The organism is Christiangramia flava JLT2011 (assembly GCF_001951155.1).
GTDB classification, from domain to species: domain Bacteria; phylum Bacteroidota; class Bacteroidia; order Flavobacteriales; family Flavobacteriaceae; genus Christiangramia; species Christiangramia flava.
In genome coordinates, this window is the sequence record NZ_CP016359.1 from 1,565,154 (window position 1) to 1,582,814 (window position 17,661).

Sequence of the window (17,661 nt, forward strand, 5' to 3'; positions counted from 1 at the left end):
TTCTTTTTCTAAAAGCCAAGTATGTGACTTTAGGCTTCGGCGATTTCGCGGGAGAAATAGTCTTCCAGTTCTTTGAGCGTTGCTTCAGAAGTTTCAATATCCCTTACGATCAAACCTTTATCCAGCACCACGATGCGCTCACAAACTTCGGTTACATGAATAAGGTCGTGACTGGAAATTAAAACCGTCGTACCAACTGTTTTGGAAAGTTCCTTCAGTAATTTTTTCAGCCGGATCTGGGTGGTGGGATCGAGGTTGGCGAAAGGTTCATCGAGAATGACCACTTCCGGCTCCCCGATTAGCGCTGCGACTATCCCTACTTTTTTCTGATTTCCCTTAGAAAGGTCCCGCAAATATTTATTCCGGCCCAGGATTTCCCCGTTGAAAAGATCGGTGAACTGTTCCAGGAAGCTATCGATATCGGCTTTATTTCGGTTCCGCAATTCTCCCACGAAATAGAAATATTCTTCGGGCGTAAGATACCCAATCAGAAAACTCTCGTCTATAAAAGCCGAGGTAAAGGGTTTCCAGTCTTCACTCTGGCTAACAGTGATCTCTTTGTTGAAGATATTCCCCGTCGTGGGCTGAATAAGATCCAGCAGCAGGCTGAAAAAGGTGGTTTTTCCCGCACCGTTATTTCCAACCAGGCCAAAATTCTGCCCCTTCGGAATATCCAGATGCTCAATGTTCAGCACCGTAGTGCCATTATATACTTTTGAAAGATTGGTTGCCGTAATCATAATTATTCACCTTTTTGTTTAAAACCCTGAATGGTCGCATATTTTCTTTTTCGGTAGCAGGTCTCGAGGAATTTCAGGATGGCAGGCCGGGTAAGAAGCCCTATGATCCCGATTACTGCCAGAAAACCTACACCCATTTCGTAACCCAGAAATTTATGAATGAGCCAGAAAAGGAAAATTGGGATGAGCAGCAGCGGCAATCCTACCAGCCACTGACTGGCTCCTGTTCCCTGGTAATTCATAAACGGACTCTTATCCAGGTCTATTCTTTTTTTATTGAAAGAGCCCGCATACAGTAACAGCGGGGCATTCACCCCCATATTGTACAACGCGCAGGCAAGATTTAAAAGCAGGATCTCGTATCCAAAATACGCATAAGGCGTGGACAAGATTGCCAATACCACTACGCTAAAAGTGATAAGCCCCAGTTTGGAAGCGAGGTATTGCTTCATAGGGATATTCTGTGCCATGATCATCGAATAATATCCTGCATCCCAGGAAGGTACGAACTGGCCAAAATTGATCATGAAAATTCCCGTGGTAAAGATGCCGACAAATACAAAAAATGCGGGCATGTTCTGGTATGCGTCGTTCGTATAGAACAGCAGGCCATAAGCCAGGAAAATGAATGCCAGGTAGACCGTTGTTTTGGGACGTTTGTTTCGCCAGATCATTTTCAGGTCGAGCTGCAGGAACGGTGCAATACTGCCAAATTTCTTCGTCCAGCCGAAATCTTTGGTATCTACTGATTTTGCTTTGCCTTTCAGGCCGGCATCGAGATAAAATTTAGATTCCAGGTTCAGCTGATTCCATTTGTACAATCCAACGAGAACCACAACCGGGACAATGGCCAGGTAGGGCATCTCTATCAGCACATTCAGTAAACGCCCGAAATAATCTGTAATGCTGAAAATGTCAAAATAATCCAGCAATAGTAAGGCCACTACTAAAATGATCAGCGGGATCAGCGCTTTCAAATTATCTGTGAATCTTTTTTTGACAATAAAATTCAGAAAATTCACCGATAGCGTCATCGCATAGACCGCGACCATCCAGCCAAGCATGGTTGCAGCGCCATGAGCCCCCTTGTAAATATTGATGATCCCAAAAGGAATGATCAGCAATAATGGCAAAATATTGTAAAATGAATAAAGCGATTTCAGTAAAACATAATTTACCACCTTGCGCTTTTTGATGGGAAAAATCATCAACGGCTTGATATCCATTACCGGAAGCGTTTGCAGCATGAACCTCATCACAAATTCCAGCGCAAAATAGGCCAGCGCAAAACGATTGACCATCTCCAGCGGATCTTCACCGGGATAGAGCTTTTTCATGATAGGATACAATCCAAAGCCCACGAGCAGGAACATGACTGCAAAGTAAAGCGCCAGGAAAATCATTAATATTTTCAGGCCAAGGCTTTTACCAAAGCTGGCAGACCTGAAGAAAGATTTCCATTCTAACCAGAGAAATCGTCTAAACATGAAAGGTGGTTTTAGAAAGTTAGTAGGAAATTTAAAACATTGTTACATTTTTAAAACAAGCTTAGTTTGTATTTTTGCGCACAAATCGTAAAAAATGAGCAATTTTCATCCGCTAAAAATTAAAGAAATCATCCGCGAAACACCGGAAGCGGTTAGCATATCGTTTGAAATTCCAGAAAACCTGAAGGAAACATTCCATTTTTCCGCAGGGCAATATATTACCATAAAATTTGATGCAGACGGTACAGAACTGCGCCGTTCGTATTCTCTTTGTTCCGCTCCAAACTCTGATGAATTCAAGGTCACGGTTAAGGAAGTGGAAGGCGGGCGCTTTTCCGTTATCGCCAATAACAAGCTGGTTGCCGGCGATATCCTGGAGGTACACCCACCTGAAGGGCGGTTTACGCTGACTCCTGGTTCTGAAGCAAAAAATTACGCAGCTTTTGCCGCCGGAAGCGGGATCACGCCGGTTCTTTCGATCATCAAGACCGTGCTTCGGGACGAACCAAACAGCCGTTTTGTTCTGGCCTACGGAAATAAATCAGTAGATCAGACCATCTTTTTTAAGGAATTGCTGAAGCTGCAATCTGAATTTCCAGAAAGGCTTTTTGTAGAATTTTTCTATAGCAGAACCCGTGAAGAAAATGCCCATTTTGGGCGCATTGAGACCAGCACCGTTAATTATGTGCTGAAGAACAAGTTCAAGGATCATGATTTCGACGCTTATTACCTGTGCGGGCCGGAAGCCATGATCAAGCATGTTTCTGAAGTTCTTCAAAACAACGGCGTGAAGGAAGAGCAAATTCTTTTTGAACTTTTTACTTCGAGCGTGGAAGAAAAGGAGATCGAAGGTGACACCAGCGGAATGACCCAGGTGACCCTGATCGTGGACGATGAAGAATTCAATTTTTCCATGGACCGTAAAGAAGTGGTTCTTGACCGCGCACTGGAAGAAGATATCGACGTGCCTTATTCCTGCCAGGGCGGTATCTGCAGCAGTTGCATGGCAAAAATCGTGGAAGGAAAAGCTGAAATGTCTAAAAATCAGATTCTTACTGATGAGGAAATCGCAGACGGTTTCATATTGACCTGCCAGGCACACCCCACCACACCAACCTTAAAAGTAGATTACGACGATCTTTAATAGAGAATTTCGTGAATTTTCCGAAGGATGGTTTCGGGAGGAATGCTATGCATCACCTCTTCGTATCCTTCGGGAAATTTATTTCCGTATATCGAAGTAGGGATCTTCGGGTATTTCTTCAGATCTGGCAAAATACAATTTCCCATAGGCTGTCCGAAGGGCTGAAAACCGGTATATGGATGCGTAACTCCCCAAACGGTAATGACCGGAACCTGGTAGATCGCGGCAAGATGCCCGTTCCCGCTATCCATAGACAGCATCAGGTCGAGATTTGAGATCAGGCTGAGCTCTTCGGCAAAGCTCAGTTTTCCCACGATACTGGTACAATTCGCATATTTTTCTTCCAGTTTTGCCAGTTGCTGGCGCTCGTGTTCCCCGCCTCCGAAAAGAATGATTTGGATATCCTGGTTCAGTTGTAAATTCTGAATCACTTTTTCCATCATTTCGAGCGGATAGGTTTTGGAAGCATGCTGCGCAAAAGGAGCGATTCCCAGCCATTTTTTCTTCTTTTCGCCGGTCACCTCGGTAATCCTGGGAATCAGTTTTCGGGTTTTCGGCGGAATATAATGCTGAAGCTCCAGTGGATAGCCTAATTCGGAAAAAACATCTGCATAGCGCTGGTGGGTCGACTTCAACTGCCGGAACTCCTTATTCTTTTCCCGGGTAAGCGCCTTTTTTTCGCCACGTCCCTTATCGATTTGTTTGAAAGGGATTCCGTAGAAATAAAATACCGATTTCAGCACGTTGCTCCGGATCACATCATGAAGGTCGGCCACCAGGTCGATCTCTTCGTCACGCAGTTCTTTTGCAAGCGTTCCCAATCCCAGCACCCCACTGTGCACGCCATCCACATCAGCCTCATAAGTATCTACATTAGGCAAATGGCTGAAAAGCGGCCGGAAGAAAGCCCGAGTTAACACCGTGACAGAAAGCTCGGGGTAAGTTTGCGTGAGCACGCTGATCACCGGTACGGCCATCGCCACGTCTCCCATGGCTGACAGCCTGATCACCAGGATATGCCGGCCTTTTCGAGCTGCTGATACCGGGGTCTCGGTGCTCATTCTATCGCTTGTTTCTCAATACTGGATTCAGTTCTTCGTCGTTGTACATCTTCATTTGCTTGTACACTTTCATGTATTTCCTGCCTTCGGAAATATCTTCCAGCAGCTGGTTGATCGCAGTAGAAAGATCTGTTCGCTGCTCCAGCAATACATCCAGTTTTGCCTTGCAGGCCATCTGGTGTTGCTGGCTGGCGTCTTCCCGATTCGCCTCTTCATTCATGTGGTAGATCTTCAGGGCCAGAATAGATAACCTATCGATCGCCCATGCGGGACTTTCAGAATTGATGGTAGCATCAGTATCTGGTTTTACGTCCCCGTATTTCTTCAGAAAATAGCTGTCTATGTATTCAACCGTATCGGTTCTGTCCTGGTTCGAGGCATCGATCTTACGCTTCAGGTCCAGCGCCGCAACAGGATCGATGTCCTGGTCGCGAATGATATCTTCATAATGCCATTGTACGGTATCGATCCAGCATTTCCGGTAAAGAAGATGTTCCAAAAGGTCACTTTCCGCGTCATACGGGTTGTGAAAATCCTGGTATACATCGTCTTTTTCGTGGTATTTTTCAATAACCTCCTGGAAAATGTGATTCGCTTTATCTGAAAACATAAAAGTTCTGGTTTATGGAAGCCTTATTTTGGCTGTAATTTCGAGGCTACAAAGATATTACTTTCAGAAGATTTTAGGGCAGTTTCAGCAGGTTTCCTAAATGAGGAACAAAATCACGAATGGCATGGCAAGCAATGCGATGAGTACGATTTCCTTGAAAACCCGGTCTTTTTTTCCGTCGAAATAACTCGAAGTGATAATACTGAAAGGTGCCAGGAAGAAGATAAGTTCACTGCCATTTTTGGTAGGCGCAAACACGGCTACCACCGCGGCGATCGCCAGGCTGAGAAGGATCATTCCTAAGACCGGTCTCCTGGTCACGCTGGCCTTTTGCATCATACTGAAATAGTTCAGAATCGTCCAGACCAGCAGGCCCAGCAATATACTGAGCGGAATCAGCATTTGAAGATTTCCGTAGAAACTAAAGTCAAAATTGCTCATTTGGAACCAGTCATTTAAATAGTACAGCTCTTCGTAAACAACCAGGTGAAAGCACACCGTCAAGATCGCTACGCTCACGACCGCGACCAGTGGAATGAGCCAGTTCTTAAAATAGGCCGCGAAGTTGAGGATCGCCATGAACACCAGGCCCAAGAACAAAATACTCCAGAATTGATACAGGCTTGCAATAGCAATCCAAAAACTGGCATCAAAGATCTTTTTCTGAATAAACTTCCTGGAACGCAAACTGATGAGTCGGCGTAAGGCTAATGCCACAAAAAGATTAGCGATAATCGCCGTTTCGCTTTGCATCAAATTCGCAAAACTTACCGCGAAAAGGGTGAAAAACAAGGTTTTATAAGCACTGCGCTTGGTGAGTTCATTTTTCTTAGCGATAAAATTCAATACCAGCAGGCTAAAAACAAGGGTGAGTAAAAGACCTAATTTTTTTAGAAAAAGCAACAGCTCAAAATCCAAAAACCACTGTTCAAAATTGTAAGCAGTATAAAACAAGCACAACAAAACGATGATCACGATGAGGCTCAACGGTTTTGATTTATTGAAAAAGCTTGTTAGCATAGGGTTTTTTTATATTTTTGTAAGCACAAAAATTACTGAAATGCTGAGAGATTTATTTGAAGCAATTGCATGGCTTTTTGAGGATGTTCTTTTTATCCCTCTTGACTGGTTGAGACATCTTCAGGATGATTCATGGTTTCTTGCAAATACATTAAACTGGATATTTTTAATTATTGGTATCCTTGCCTTTGGTTTCTGGTTAAAACAACTCCGAATCTTCGAAAAGGAAGAACCGGAAGAAACTCAGCCAAACCCTTATTTAGGCTAGGTCAAAACCAATATCCTTTCTAAAATACATCTTATCAAAGTGAAGTTTTTCGGCACTTTGATAAGATTTTTTTAGTGCCTTTTTGTAATCTTCATCCAGCGAGGTTAGTGCGATCACACGCCCGCCGCTGGTTACCACCTTCTCCCCTTCTTTACGGGTTCCGGCATGGAAAACGATCGAATCGTTGATTTGTTTTATGCCGCTGATCTCTTTTCCTTTTTCATAAGATTCAGGATAACCGCCAGAAACCGTCATTACGGTGGTGGCCGCTCGATCATCGATCTCCACTTTTGCTGAATGCAGTTCGCCTTTCCAGGTTTTTTCCAGCAAATCAATCAGATCACTTTTGATCCTGGGAAGCACCACTTCAGTCTCAGGGTCCCCCATGCGCACGTTGTACTCGATCACATACGGGTTATCATCCACTTTGATCAAACCAATGAAAATAAAGCCTTTGTAATCAATCTCTTCCTCCTTCAGTCCCCGAACGGTTGGTTTGACCACCTGTTCCTCAATTTTCTGCATAAATTCATCGCTGGCAAATGGCACTGGAGAAACGGCGCCCATTCCGCCGGTGTTCAAACCGGTATCGCCTTCCCCAATTCGCTTATAGTCTTTGGCAGTAGGCAGGATCTGGTAGTTCTCCCCATCGGTAAGCACGAAAACGCTGAGTTCAATACCGTCCAGGAATTCCTCAATCACCACTTTCTCACTCGCCGCACCAAATTTCCCGGAAAGCATGGTTTCCAATTCGGCTTTAGCCTCCTCCAGGTCGTTCAGTATCAGCACTCCTTTTCCGGCAGCCAGGCCGTCGGCTTTCAGAACATATGGTGGTTTCAGCGTTTCCAGGAATTGTTTCCCGGCTTCTAAAGATTCCTTCTGAAAACTTTCATAGGCTGCAGTGGGAATATCGTACATGGCCATAAATTCCTTGGCACGTTCTTTACTTCCTTCCAGCAAAGCACCTCTTTTGGAAGGGCCGATGAGCATGATATGCTTCAGCTCCGGCTGAGTGCTGAAATGATCGGCGATACCCTGAACCAGTGGGTCTTCCGGTCCTACCACGATCATTTGAATATCTTTTTCCAGGGCAGTACTGGCAACGGCTTCAAAATTCGTCGGATTCAAATCCAGGTTTTCAGCCATTTCAGCTGTTCCGGCATTTCCGGGAGCCACATAAAGCTTCTCACATTGCGAACTTTGTGCTATCTTATATGCAAATGCGTGCTCACGGCCTCCGGAGCCAAGGATCAAAATATTCATTCGAGGAGATTTTAATTATTGGCTCAAAAATAATTGTTTGTAAATTGAAGCACCAATAAATTCGGCAAAAAAGCTATCTGTCATTTGGACTGGTTCAAACTTTCTCTGCAGCTCAACCAATTCCCGATCAACCGGGCCATGCGCTCATTGGAGCAAATTCAGTCTATTCCTGATGATCTTTATGCCGAATATGTTTCCGAAAAAAAGCTGAAAATTGTGCAGTATCACCTGAAGCATAATGCTTTTTATAAAGACTTTTTCCCGGAAGCAGGCAAAACTTCGCTGAATTGGGAGGACGTGCCGGTCATGCGAAAAAAAGACCTGCAGCAGCCACTGAAATACCGTATGAGCAAGGATTTTTCGAGGAAGAGTGCTTATGTAGGGAAGACTTCCGGCAGCAGCGGTCACCCGTTCATTTTTGCCAAAGATCGCTTTGCGCATGCACTCAGCTGGGCGGGTTTCCAGGATCGTTACAAATGGTATGGAATAGACCTCAACAAATCGCTGCAGGCCCGGTTCTATGGTATTCCACTGGATTTCTACGGGAATATTCAGGAAAAGCTGAAAGACCGCATCAGCCTGCGAAGACGTTTCAATATTTTCGATCTCAGCGAGGAGAAAATGGAAAAATTCCTGACGCGCTTCCGCCAGTCAGATTTTGATTACCTCAACGGTTATACCAGCGCCATTTTGCTTTTTGCAAAATTTATCAGTGATAAAGGTTATGTGCTGAAAGAGCTTTGTCCCAGCCTAAAATTATGTATAGTTACTTCGGAAAAACTGTTCGAACAGGATCAGAAACTCATGGAGGCGAGTTTTGGGGTGCCGGTTATCAATGAATATGGTGCCAGCGAGGTGGGTCTTATCGCTTTTGAAGATCATCATGGCGACTGGATCGTGAATTCTGAAGACCTGTACCTGGAAATACTGGACGAAAACGGAAAAGTACTTCCGCATGGGGAAGAAGGCCGTGTGGTGATCACTTCGCTATATAACAGGGCTCACCCAATGATTCGTTACGATATTGGAGATACTGCGACACTCTCAAAAAAAAGCACTGCTAAAAAGCCCGTTTTGGAAAAACTGGCGGGCCGTACCAATGATATCGCCAGGCTTGCCGATGGAAAGGTCGTTCCGGGACTTACTTTCTACTACGTGACCAAAACACTGATCGAAGATAGCGGGAACATCAAGGAATTCATTATCATACAAACAAAACTGGATACCTTCCGCATAGAATACGTAAGTGAAATCCCGCTAACCGGCGAGCAACAAACAAATATCCTCAAGGCTATTGAAACCTACGTAGGCAAAGACCTGAAAATCAATTTCGAACGTAAGGAAATGCTGAAAAGAAGCCCAAGCGGTAAACTGAAACAGTTCACTTCACTAGTCTAAACGTATCTGCTGACGGGATTTTACGAAAAATTGTTCCCATAAGAAAGCGCACATTTTCAGCAGGCTTTTGGCCTTGGAAAAACCAAGAATCTCGTGATAGACCTTGTAATTGTAGCGCAGCATTTCCAATTTGTTCCCGGAAATGGAATCTTTTCGTACACGGTAATAGGCCAGTGATTCCCGGATGGAGTGCATTGCCCCTCCCAGCCGGATCACTTCCAGCCATAAAGCCCAATCCTGCCTTTTTTTGAGATCTGGCGCAAAAACCTTCCCTAATTGGCGAACATCGTAAATGCCGGTGAGGTTTCCTACATAATTTGCCTTCTGCAACTTCTGATAGCTTAGAAGGGATAAGGCTTCAATCTTCGTATGCAGGTTCTGGCCATTTTCAGAGATCAGTTCATAACTGGAAAAACAGGCCGGCAGCTTATTGGTTTGCATCATTTGCAGCTGCAAATAAAGCTTTTCCGGCTTCCAAAGATCATCAGCGTCCAGGAAAGCGATAAAATCTCCGGAAGCTTCCTCAATGGCTTTATTTCGGCTGAACTGTGTGCCTTTATTTTCAGAAAACCGGAAAATTTTAATGCGATCATCCTGCCGGAAGTTTTGCAGCAGTTCAGCAGTCGCATCGGTTGAGGCATCGTCCACGATCAACAGTTCCCAGTTGGAATAGGTTTGGGCAAGAACAGAGGAAATGGCCTCGGTGATGAACCGGCCGCTGTTATAGGCGGGCATGACCACTGAAACCTTGCCGAAATCTTCCATTTATCGCCTGATATGTTCAGAAAAATCTTTGTGCTCTCGTTTGTCAAGTTCTTCCGGACTCATCCCCCGGAAATAATCATAAGTGATCTTCATCCCCTCTTCGCGCGAGACCTTGGGTTCCCAGCCCAGCACCTTTCGGGCTCGGGTGATATCTGGCTGTCGCTGCATCGGGTCATCTTTGGGCAGTTCCTGAAATACAATCTTCTGATCGGTTCCCGTAAGGCGTATGATCTCTTTGGCAAAATCGAGGATACTGATCTCTTCGGGATTCCCGATGTTCACAGGATCTGAAAAATCGCTTAATAAAAGCCTGTAAATTCCTTCCACCTGGTCATCTACGTAGCAAAAAGAACGGGTTTGCGAACCATCCCCAAAAACAGTAAGATCTTCTCCTCTCAGCGCCTGGCCAATAAAAGCTGGGATCACTCGCCCGTCATTGAGACGCATCCTTGGCCCATAAGTGTTGAAAATCCTAGCGATGCGGGTTTCCAAATGGTGAAAACGATGATAGGCCATGGTGATCGACTCCTGGAAACGCTTGGCCTCGTCATAAACTCCACGTGGACCAATGGTGTTCACGTTTCCGTAGTATTCCTCGTCCTGCGGGTGCACAAGCGGGTCTCCATAAACTTCCGAAGTGGAGGCGATCAGGATGCGCGCATTTTTCTCTTTAGCCAAGCCGAGGCAATGCAGGGTTCCCAGGGAACCCACCTTCAGCGTCTGAATAGGAATTTTCAGATAATCGATCGGGCTTGCGGGCGAAGCAAAATGCAGGATATAATCCAGTTTTCCCGGAACGTGAACAAATTTGGTCACATCGTGATGATGAAACTCAAAATTCTTGTTGCCTGTAAGATGTTCGATATTTTTGAGGTCGCCCGTAATGAGATTGTCCATCGCAATCACGTGAAAACCTTCCGCGATGAAGCGGTCACAAAGATGAGAACCAAGAAAGCCGGCAGCACCGGTGATCAGGATTTTTTTAGCCATAATGAAACTCTTGCCCGAAAAGTAATCAAATTTTGGCAATTAAGCCCCGAAGGCTCTCTCGCCAATGCGGAATTTCCAAACCAAAAGTCTCAGCGATCTTTTCTTTGGAAAGCACGCTATATTCCGGTCTTTTCGCCTTTGTCTGGTAAAAACCGCTAGGATTCGCCGTAGTCTGAAATTGGGAAATTTCAACGATTTCCCTGGCAAAATCATACCAGGTTGCCTCTCCTTCGTTGCTGAAATGATATACCCCGAAATGTGCTTTTTCAAGGGTTAGGATCTTCAGTACAAAACTTGCCAGATCATTGGCATTGGTGGGCGTGCCTTTTTGAGCAGTCGTAATGTGCAGTTCGTTTCCTTCGGAAGCTTTTCGGCGGATGGTATTGAAGAAATTATGACCAAATTGTGAATATAACCACGAAGTTCGAATGATGTAATGCGCTTCCAGTTGTTGCTGAATTTGTTTTTCCCCTTCCAGCTTGGATGCACCGTACTGGTTGATGGGATGGACAGCATCAGTTTCAGCATAAGGTTTTCGGGCAGTGCCATCAAAAACATAATCGGTTGAAAAATGGACTAAAATGGCAGCATTTTCTGCACAGACTTTCGCAAGTTTCCCCGCAGCAGTTGCATTGATCTCGAAAGCCTTTTCCACTTCGGTTTCTGCCTGTTCCACATTGGTATACGCCGCGCAGTTGATGCAAATAGCAATTTTTTCCTGCTGAAAAAATGATCGAATTGCAGCTTCCTGCGTCACATCCAGTGCTGCTGAAGTTTTAAAAATGAATTCGAAATTAGGATATTCCGAAGCAATTTTCTGGAAACATTGTCCCAACTGCCCGGCAGCACCGGTCACTAACACCTTTTTCATCCAAAGACTTCTTTGAAAGTGGGCTGTTCCTGGTCTTTTTCAGAAAGCACCAGCTGGTCTTCCGGGAAATTCCAGTCGATCGCCAGGTCTGGATCATTGTAAATAATACCCGCTTCAGAACCCGGCTGGTAATATTGATCGCATTTATAGGCGAATACAGATTGTTCTGAAAGTGTCAAAAAACCATGCGCGAAACCCTTCGGAACATAGAGTTCATGCAGGTTTTCATCATCCAGGATCACCGAAAAGGTCTTCCCAAATGTTGGAGAATCCGGCCGCAGATCGGCCACCACGTCGAGGACTTTCCCGTATATCACACGTACGATCTTGGTCTGTGCGAAAGCACCGGTTTGGTAATGCATCCCGCGGAGCACGCCGAATCGAGAAACCGACTGGTTATCCTGCACAAATTCTTCATCGATCCCGGTTTCTTCAGCAAAACGCTGGCGATGAAAACTTTCGAGGAACAGGCCACGATGGTCCTTAAAGATCTTGGGCTTGATAAGGTAACAGTCTTTCAGTGGTGTCTTTTCGACCTCCATCATTGTTTAAGAATTAAAGATTTGTTCCAGGATTTTTTCAGTGATCAGATAAGTGGGCTTCACTCCGGAAGTTCCCAGACCGCCCGAGGCCAGTGTACTACCGGTTTCCAACGGGTTATCTGAAGCATAATAGGCATAACGTACCTGCACATCTTCGGAAATGCTTCCGCGGAGTTTAGAGGCCGCCTGAATGGCCTTGTGGTAATGCGCTCCTTCCATCTCCAGCCCACACACATTCCAGGTAGAATCATGGAAAAACTTCAGAATATCCTTGTTCTGAAGCGAAGTGCCCAGAACCGTGATCATTGCCCCGTCTACCACGCTGATGCCGTTGCCTTCCAGATCCTCCATTTTCAACTGGTTTTCGAAAGGATAGTTATCAGCGGTTCCTTCAAAAAGGTGAGCATCCGGGATCATAATATCTCCCTTCCCGCCTTCCAGAATTCCGGCTTTCCCCATAATGGAAATAGATTTGACGTTCAGTTTAAACTCCTGATCTTCGAAAATATAAGGTTTCAGAAGCTCGTCCATAGTTTCATAGGCCTGCTCTCCAAAAGCATAATCCATAACCACGATAACCGGTTTTTCTGAATCTGGGCCTGAAAGATCGGCGCTTTTATAACCTTCTTTCAGCTTGGCGGTGTCGAAAATCTGAACATCGATATTGGTACCGCTCTTATCTTCCAGGAAGGTCATCCCGTTCTCGAGAGCTGCCTTGGCAACTTTATTTCGCAAATTGCCATTTGCGCTGTCGCTCAGGTCCTCGTAGATCGCAAAACCAGGTTTCTTTTTGAGCTCGGCTTTTAGGCTGTATGGTGTGAAAAGACTGTTCATCACGCTGTGCATGTTCGCACTGATAACGTGAATAGGTCTTTGCAGTAATTCCAGCTCCTGGAGCTTCGCCTTGATATCGTTGGCCCACATCTCTCCGTGAATGTGGTGCCCCAATCTCTCGCGAAGTACCGGGCTAAAAGTTATAATTCTTTTATCGTTTCTAACCGCTTCATTAATGGCCAGTTTTCCAAGGCTCCAGATGAGTTTCAGGAACCTGTCCGGATCATCAGCAGTAGAAAATTTCGAATACAGGGTGTTGATCTCGTGAAAGGTTCTTCCCAGAATATTCGCAGTATGCGTAAGCGCTACTTCACGGTCTATCTGGCTAAGTTCTTCGGTTTTCTTAACCGCAACCTCAAGTTTTTGCCAATCCCTGGTCACGCTTCCCTCCTCATCGATAAGCACTCGCTTCATGATCTTGTGTGATTCAATAAAAAGGAAAGTGAGATGGGTTAAAATATCATAGATTTCAGATCGCCCGCGGGTGATCTCGATATTCATCTGTTCGTCATCAATTCGGTAACAGTTTCGACGTCTTTTCGGCGGAACAATAGGCTTAAAATGGGAATTTCCATAGCCTTCATCACTGGTAAGATTGATGAACCGGCATTCTTCGATTCCCCGCGGAAGACGATCTACCACGTACAACAATCCGGCAAGTTCCGCCTTATCATCGGCTACGGAACCATAGATTTCCGGACGAAGCGTTAAAAGCGCCTCCCGAAGCGTTTCTCCTGATACTCCCATGGGCTTGTAAAATCCACGATTGAAGAGGTGACGCATAGTGATGTACATACGCTCAATGGCGTTCGAACTTTCCTGGGCCCTTGTTCGCCCCTGTAATTTGAATACAGACATATACAGTGTTTATTTTATAACCTGGAGTGCATCGGCGATCTTCCGGTCGTTCGAAAGCCTGGGCAGCTTATTCTGGCCGCCAAGCTTTCCTACAGATTTCATGTAGTCCTGGAAAGCGTTTTGCCGCACCCTGGTGATTTTCAGTCTCTGAAGGATATTTCCTTCAATTAAATCGAAATAGTAAGAATTCTGCTGTTGCAGGGACTTATCGATTATTTCAGCAAATTTATTCAAATCATCCGGTTCTTCCTCAAAATCCACGAACCATTCGTGATATGGCAGTTCACTTTCCTGCGGATTGATTTGCGGGGCCACTGTAAATTCACTGATCCTGGCGCCCGTCTCCCTGAGCGCTTCCTGCATGGCCTGCTCTACTTCCTTCCCGATCACGTGTTCGCCGAAAGCCGAAATATAATGCTTGATCCTTCCGGAAACGATCACGCGGAAGGGTTTTAAACAGGTAAACTGAATGGTGTCTCCTAGGTCGTAAGCCCACAGTCCGGCATTGCTGGAAATGATCATCACGTAATTCACCCCTTTTTCCACTTCATGTAACTGAAGCCTTTTCGGATTCTCGTCAAAGAATTCGGAAGCATCAACAAATTCATAAAAAATACCGGAATTCAACTGAAGTAACATGCCTTTTTCCTGCTGTTTATCCTGGAATGCAAAAAATCCTTCCGAAGCAGGATACAACTCGATACTTGGCACTTTTCGGCCGATGAGATTCTCAAATTTTGCGCGATACGGCTCGTAATTTACTCCGCCATAGATGAACAGGTCGAAATTTGGAAAAAGATCACCAACTTTTTGACCGGTCTTCTCGATCAGTTTCTCAAAATACATCTGCACCCAGGAAGGAATCCCGCTAATGACCGACATATTTTCGCCTTTGGTTTCTTCCACGATCGCATCCACTTTTTCTTCCCAGTCGGCAATACAATTGGTTTCCCAGCTCGGCATCCGGTTCTTCTGAAGATATCCCGGAACATAATGAGCCACGATCCCGGAAAGTCGGCCTAATTTCACGCCATTCTTCTCATCCAGTTCCGGAGAACCCTGCAAAAAGATCATTTTACCATCAACGAATTTGGAATTTCCAGTCTCGGCGATGTAGCAAAGAATGGCATTTCTTGCCGCCTCGATATGGTGCGGCATGGATTCTTTTGTGAGAGGGATGTATTTTGCCCCGCTGGTCGTACCCGAAGTCTTGGCGTAGTACAAAGGTTTCCCGGGCCAGAGAATATTTTCTTCCCCTGCGACCATTTTCTCCACGTAGGGCTTCAGTTGTTCGTAATCCCGAATGGGAACTTTCTGCTGAAAATCTTCGATTTTTGAGATCGATGCAAAGTCATGATCTTTTCCGAATTCGGTCTGAGCCGCTTCAGAAATAAGATTTTCGAAGACCTTTTGCTGGGTTTGAAAAGGGTCCTGGGCCCATTTATCAATTTTTTTCCGAACGCTTTTAGCGAAAATTTTGGATGCAAAAGATTTTATAGACATAGGCTAGTTGAAATCTATATATTCAGTAGGGTCCACCGGGTTGCCCTCGTTCCAGAGTTCAAAATGCAGGTGTGGCCCGGTAGAAAATTCACCGGTAGAGCCCGCTGTGGCGATGACCTCGCCCGCGCGAACCACTTCTCCCTGTGATTTGGTAAGCGATGCATTGTGTTTGTAAACCGAAATAAGGCCGTAACTGTGCTCAATGATCATTACATAACCGGTTTCCGCGGTCCATTCCGCAAAAATCACACGACCATCTGCTACCGATTTAACCGGCAAATTCTTAGTTACCACGACATCCACCGCGTAATGTTTTTCCTTGATATTATAAGTTTCAGAAATAGTTCCCTTGACCGGGGCCACCAATGAAAAATTCAGGTTTTCGGTGGCAGTTGGGAGAATGTTGTACTTATCCTCCTGCGCGACCTGATTCCGTAGAATGGAATCGGCCCTGGAAGGCGCCACATCCTCATACTCTACTTCCATGCGGCCATCATTCGGGATGCTATCCCTGCTCAGGCTCCCCGGATCAAATTCGCCGGTTAGCGCACTTTTTATGGAATGAAGGTACTGGTCGTTCACCCGGATGACATTCTGAAGAGAATCGGTCTTATAGGCCAGCGCCGCTGCTCTTTCTTTTAATTCCGGGGAAGAATACCCCGGAATGTATTCCCGCAAGGGTGTAAAAGCGATCAAAACAGTTGTAAGAGCGATCAGAAGAATTGCTGAAAGCCCCGCCGCGACAAAGACGTTAAGCCTAGTTAACCGAAAAGAGAAGCGCTCTTCAAAGGTGTCTTCGTTCAGGACAACCATTCGGTACTTATGAAGCAGCTTTTTAGTGAATTTTCTTTTCTCCTTTTTCTGTTCAGCCATAGCTAAAATTAGGTTTTACAAAGATACTTTAAATAATTCGAGGAAATAATCACGGAAAAAGGAAAACCAAAAATCCTGTTTCTCCGTAAATAATTAAGAACTTAACGTTTATATTAGTGTATTCTTGTTAAGTTTGTAAAACAAAATTTATTGATATGAGCGCATTTATTTTGCCATTAGCTATAGGAGCACCGCAAATCATTTTAATCGTTGTGGTGATATTGTTGCTTTTCGGGGGACGTAAAATACCTGAACTAATGAGAGGGCTTGGAAGTGGAATCAAGGAATTCAAAGATGCTTCCAAAGATGATGAGAAAGGTCCAGCGACTGATGATGGAAAAAAGGTTACTGAAGAAAATAAGTAATAGCTTACCCTAAATAAAAAACCCAACTTGAAAAAGTTGGGTTTTTTATTGCTTTCTATTTGGAATTACCCCTCGAACTTTACCGATCTCAGGATCGCATCCAGTTCAAAAACGTTGTCTCTTTTAGCTCTGGATGGTGAAAATACAAAACCTTCCACGATCACATAGCGGTTGTTCTTTTCATCCTTGATGGCGTAATTTACAAAAGGACCGGCCATAAAGGCATTTTTCACCTCCCAGGTACCACGAGTCTCGTAAGCAAATTTACCGTCTATCTTGGTTTCAAAAAGGTATGGAGCGTAAGCCTTTTCGGTGATCATATAAGAACCTTCTACAGGCCCAGGAATCTCTGCTTCCCCAATAGAATCACGCATTCTGGTGATATTTGAGATCACGCTGCTATCATTCTCGATCTGGTTCATTGGCACTTCATATACCAGAATTTCCATATTCCCTTTCGGGATTTCTTTCCTGATCCATACAAAATCATCACTCTCCTTTGCGTAGCGATAGGCCGTTGGGAATTTCATGCTGATCCCAAAACGATCTTCGAGATCATTGTCTTTTTTCAGTGATTTTCCAATTCGGCGCTGTTTCTCTTTGAGCTCCGCTTGTTTGAAAAGGTCAATCATTTCTTCTGAACGCTGGTCAACCAGTTTAATGATCGCATTTTCTGAAGAACCCATTAGAACGATCCCGGTTTGAGGCCGTGAATATTCATCTTTGATGATCTTTACTCCGGAAGAATCAGCCTGTTCCACTTTCAAAAAGATCCGACTGTTTCGAACGAATCCTGTAAAGGTTTCCGGCGGAATCTGGCTTAATGTGAATAGTGGTTCATCCTGAGGCAGCCCATCTACCGGTGCAGCGAGCTTTTCCCGAATGGCTTCTCCAATCTTTCCTTCCCAGAGATTATTGTCGATTACAACAGTTAACTGATTGATGTTTCCCGAAGAATCTGAAAGGATTCGTTTGTTGGGTTCAGACTTTTCGTCGTTTTTACAGGAAATAAATAATAGGATACTTGCCAGCAGGATAAAGCTACGTCTCATTTTAGTGGTTTTGGTAC

18 protein-coding genes are annotated in these 17,661 nt (G+C 44.8%); 4 read left to right on the forward strand and 14 right to left on the reverse strand.

Features of this window, described 5'->3' with window-relative positions; genetic code table 11:
- Positions 1-29: 29 nt before the first annotated feature.
- Both GRFL_RS06715 and GRFL_RS06720 read right to left on the reverse strand, forming a co-directional pair.
- A complete protein-coding gene (locus GRFL_RS06715; protein ID WP_083643884.1) occupies positions 30-740 on the reverse strand; it encodes an ABC transporter ATP-binding protein in 711 nt (236 codons plus the stop codon).
- A 2-nt stretch (positions 741-742) separates the two neighbouring features.
- Complete coding sequence (locus GRFL_RS06720) at positions 743-2,227, reverse strand: DUF5687 family protein (protein ID WP_083643885.1); 1,485 nt, start codon at positions 2,225-2,227, stop codon at positions 743-745.
- A 94-nt stretch (positions 2,228-2,321) separates the two neighbouring features.
- On the opposite strand from GRFL_RS06720, the gene GRFL_RS06725 reads away from it, so the two are divergent.
- The gene (locus GRFL_RS06725; RefSeq protein ID WP_083643886.1) at positions 2,322-3,371 is read left to right on the forward strand and encodes a ferredoxin--NADP reductase; all 1,050 of its coding nucleotides are present in this window, start codon (positions 2,322-2,324) and stop codon (positions 3,369-3,371) included.
- On the opposite strand, the gene GRFL_RS06730 is transcribed toward GRFL_RS06725, so the two are convergent.
- The 3 genes from GRFL_RS06730 to GRFL_RS06740 form a co-directional block, all read right to left on the reverse strand.
- Complete coding sequence (locus GRFL_RS06730) at positions 3,368-4,432, reverse strand: glycosyltransferase family 9 protein (protein WP_083643887.1); 1,065 nt, start codon at positions 4,430-4,432, stop codon at positions 3,368-3,370. The genes GRFL_RS06725 and GRFL_RS06730 overlap by 4 nt on opposite strands.
- 1 nt (position 4,433) lies before the next feature.
- Entirely contained in the window at positions 4,434-5,042 is a 609-nt protein-coding gene (locus GRFL_RS06735) for a DUF4254 domain-containing protein (RefSeq protein WP_083643888.1), read from the reverse strand.
- Between the two features lie 96 nt (positions 5,043-5,138).
- A complete protein-coding gene (locus tag GRFL_RS06740; RefSeq protein WP_083643889.1) occupies positions 5,139-6,062 on the reverse strand; it encodes a DUF6427 family protein in 924 nt (307 codons plus the stop codon).
- 40 nt (positions 6,063-6,102) lie between these two features.
- Between GRFL_RS06740 and GRFL_RS06745 the strand changes: the two genes are divergently transcribed.
- Positions 6,103-6,330 (forward strand): DUF6341 family protein, encoded by a 228-nt coding sequence (locus GRFL_RS06745; RefSeq protein ID WP_341475769.1) that lies wholly within the window; start codon positions 6,103-6,105, stop codon positions 6,328-6,330.
- On the opposite strand, the gene purD is transcribed toward GRFL_RS06745, so the two are convergent.
- Complete coding sequence (gene purD, locus GRFL_RS06750; RefSeq protein WP_083643890.1) at positions 6,322-7,593, reverse strand: phosphoribosylamine--glycine ligase; 1,272 nt, start codon at positions 7,591-7,593, stop codon at positions 6,322-6,324. The two genes, GRFL_RS06745 and purD, sit on opposite strands and share 9 nt — an antisense overlap.
- Positions 7,594-7,677: 84 nt before the next feature.
- Here purD and GRFL_RS06755 point away from each other — a divergent pair, with 84 nt between their 5' ends.
- A complete protein-coding gene (locus tag GRFL_RS06755) occupies positions 7,678-8,991 on the forward strand; it encodes a phenylacetate--CoA ligase family protein (RefSeq protein WP_083643891.1) in 1,314 nt (437 codons plus the stop codon).
- On the opposite strand, the gene GRFL_RS06760 is transcribed toward GRFL_RS06755, so the two are convergent.
- The 7 genes from GRFL_RS06760 to GRFL_RS06790 are packed head-to-tail and all read right to left on the reverse strand — an operon-like array spanning position 8,983 to position 16,227.
- Positions 8,983-9,756: a glycosyltransferase family 2 protein gene (locus GRFL_RS06760; RefSeq protein ID WP_083643892.1), complete on the reverse strand. Its 774-nt coding sequence runs from the start codon at positions 9,754-9,756 to the stop codon at positions 8,983-8,985. The genes GRFL_RS06755 and GRFL_RS06760 overlap by 9 nt on opposite strands.
- The gene (locus GRFL_RS06765; RefSeq protein WP_083643893.1) at positions 9,757-10,746 is read right to left on the reverse strand and encodes a UDP-glucuronic acid decarboxylase family protein; all 990 of its coding nucleotides are present in this window, start codon (positions 10,744-10,746) and stop codon (positions 9,757-9,759) included.
- Between the two features lie 25 nt (positions 10,747-10,771).
- Entirely contained in the window at positions 10,772-11,617 is an 846-nt protein-coding gene (gene rfbD, locus GRFL_RS06770) for a dTDP-4-dehydrorhamnose reductase (RefSeq protein WP_083643894.1), read from the reverse strand.
- Positions 11,614-12,159: a dTDP-4-dehydrorhamnose 3,5-epimerase gene (gene rfbC / locus GRFL_RS06775; RefSeq protein ID WP_083643895.1), complete on the reverse strand. Its 546-nt coding sequence runs from the start codon at positions 12,157-12,159 to the stop codon at positions 11,614-11,616. The genes rfbD and rfbC overlap by 4 nt, the downstream gene beginning before the upstream one ends.
- Before the next feature lie 6 nt (positions 12,160-12,165).
- Entirely contained in the window at positions 12,166-13,851 is a 1,686-nt protein-coding gene (locus GRFL_RS06780; protein ID WP_083643896.1) for a DUF6909 family protein, read from the reverse strand.
- Positions 13,852-13,860: 9 nt separating this feature from the next.
- Positions 13,861-15,354, reverse strand: a complete 1,494-nt coding sequence (locus GRFL_RS06785) for a GH3 auxin-responsive promoter family protein (RefSeq protein WP_083643897.1) — start codon at positions 15,352-15,354, stop codon at positions 13,861-13,863.
- A gap of 3 nt (positions 15,355-15,357) precedes the next feature.
- Positions 15,358-16,227 carry a M23 family metallopeptidase gene (locus GRFL_RS06790; protein WP_083643898.1) on the reverse strand — a complete coding sequence of 290 codons (870 nt, stop codon included), beginning with the start codon at positions 16,225-16,227 and terminating at the stop codon, positions 15,358-15,360.
- 155 nt (positions 16,228-16,382) lie between these two features.
- On the opposite strand from GRFL_RS06790, the gene tatA reads away from it, so the two are divergent.
- Entirely contained in the window at positions 16,383-16,592 is a 210-nt protein-coding gene (gene tatA / locus GRFL_RS06795) for a twin-arginine translocase TatA/TatE family subunit (protein WP_083643899.1), read from the forward strand.
- 65 nt (positions 16,593-16,657) lie between these two features.
- On the opposite strand, the gene GRFL_RS06800 is transcribed toward tatA, so the two are convergent.
- Entirely contained in the window at positions 16,658-17,644 is a 987-nt protein-coding gene (locus tag GRFL_RS06800; protein WP_083643900.1) for a DUF4837 family protein, read from the reverse strand.
- Positions 17,645-17,661: the final 17 nt, after the last annotated feature.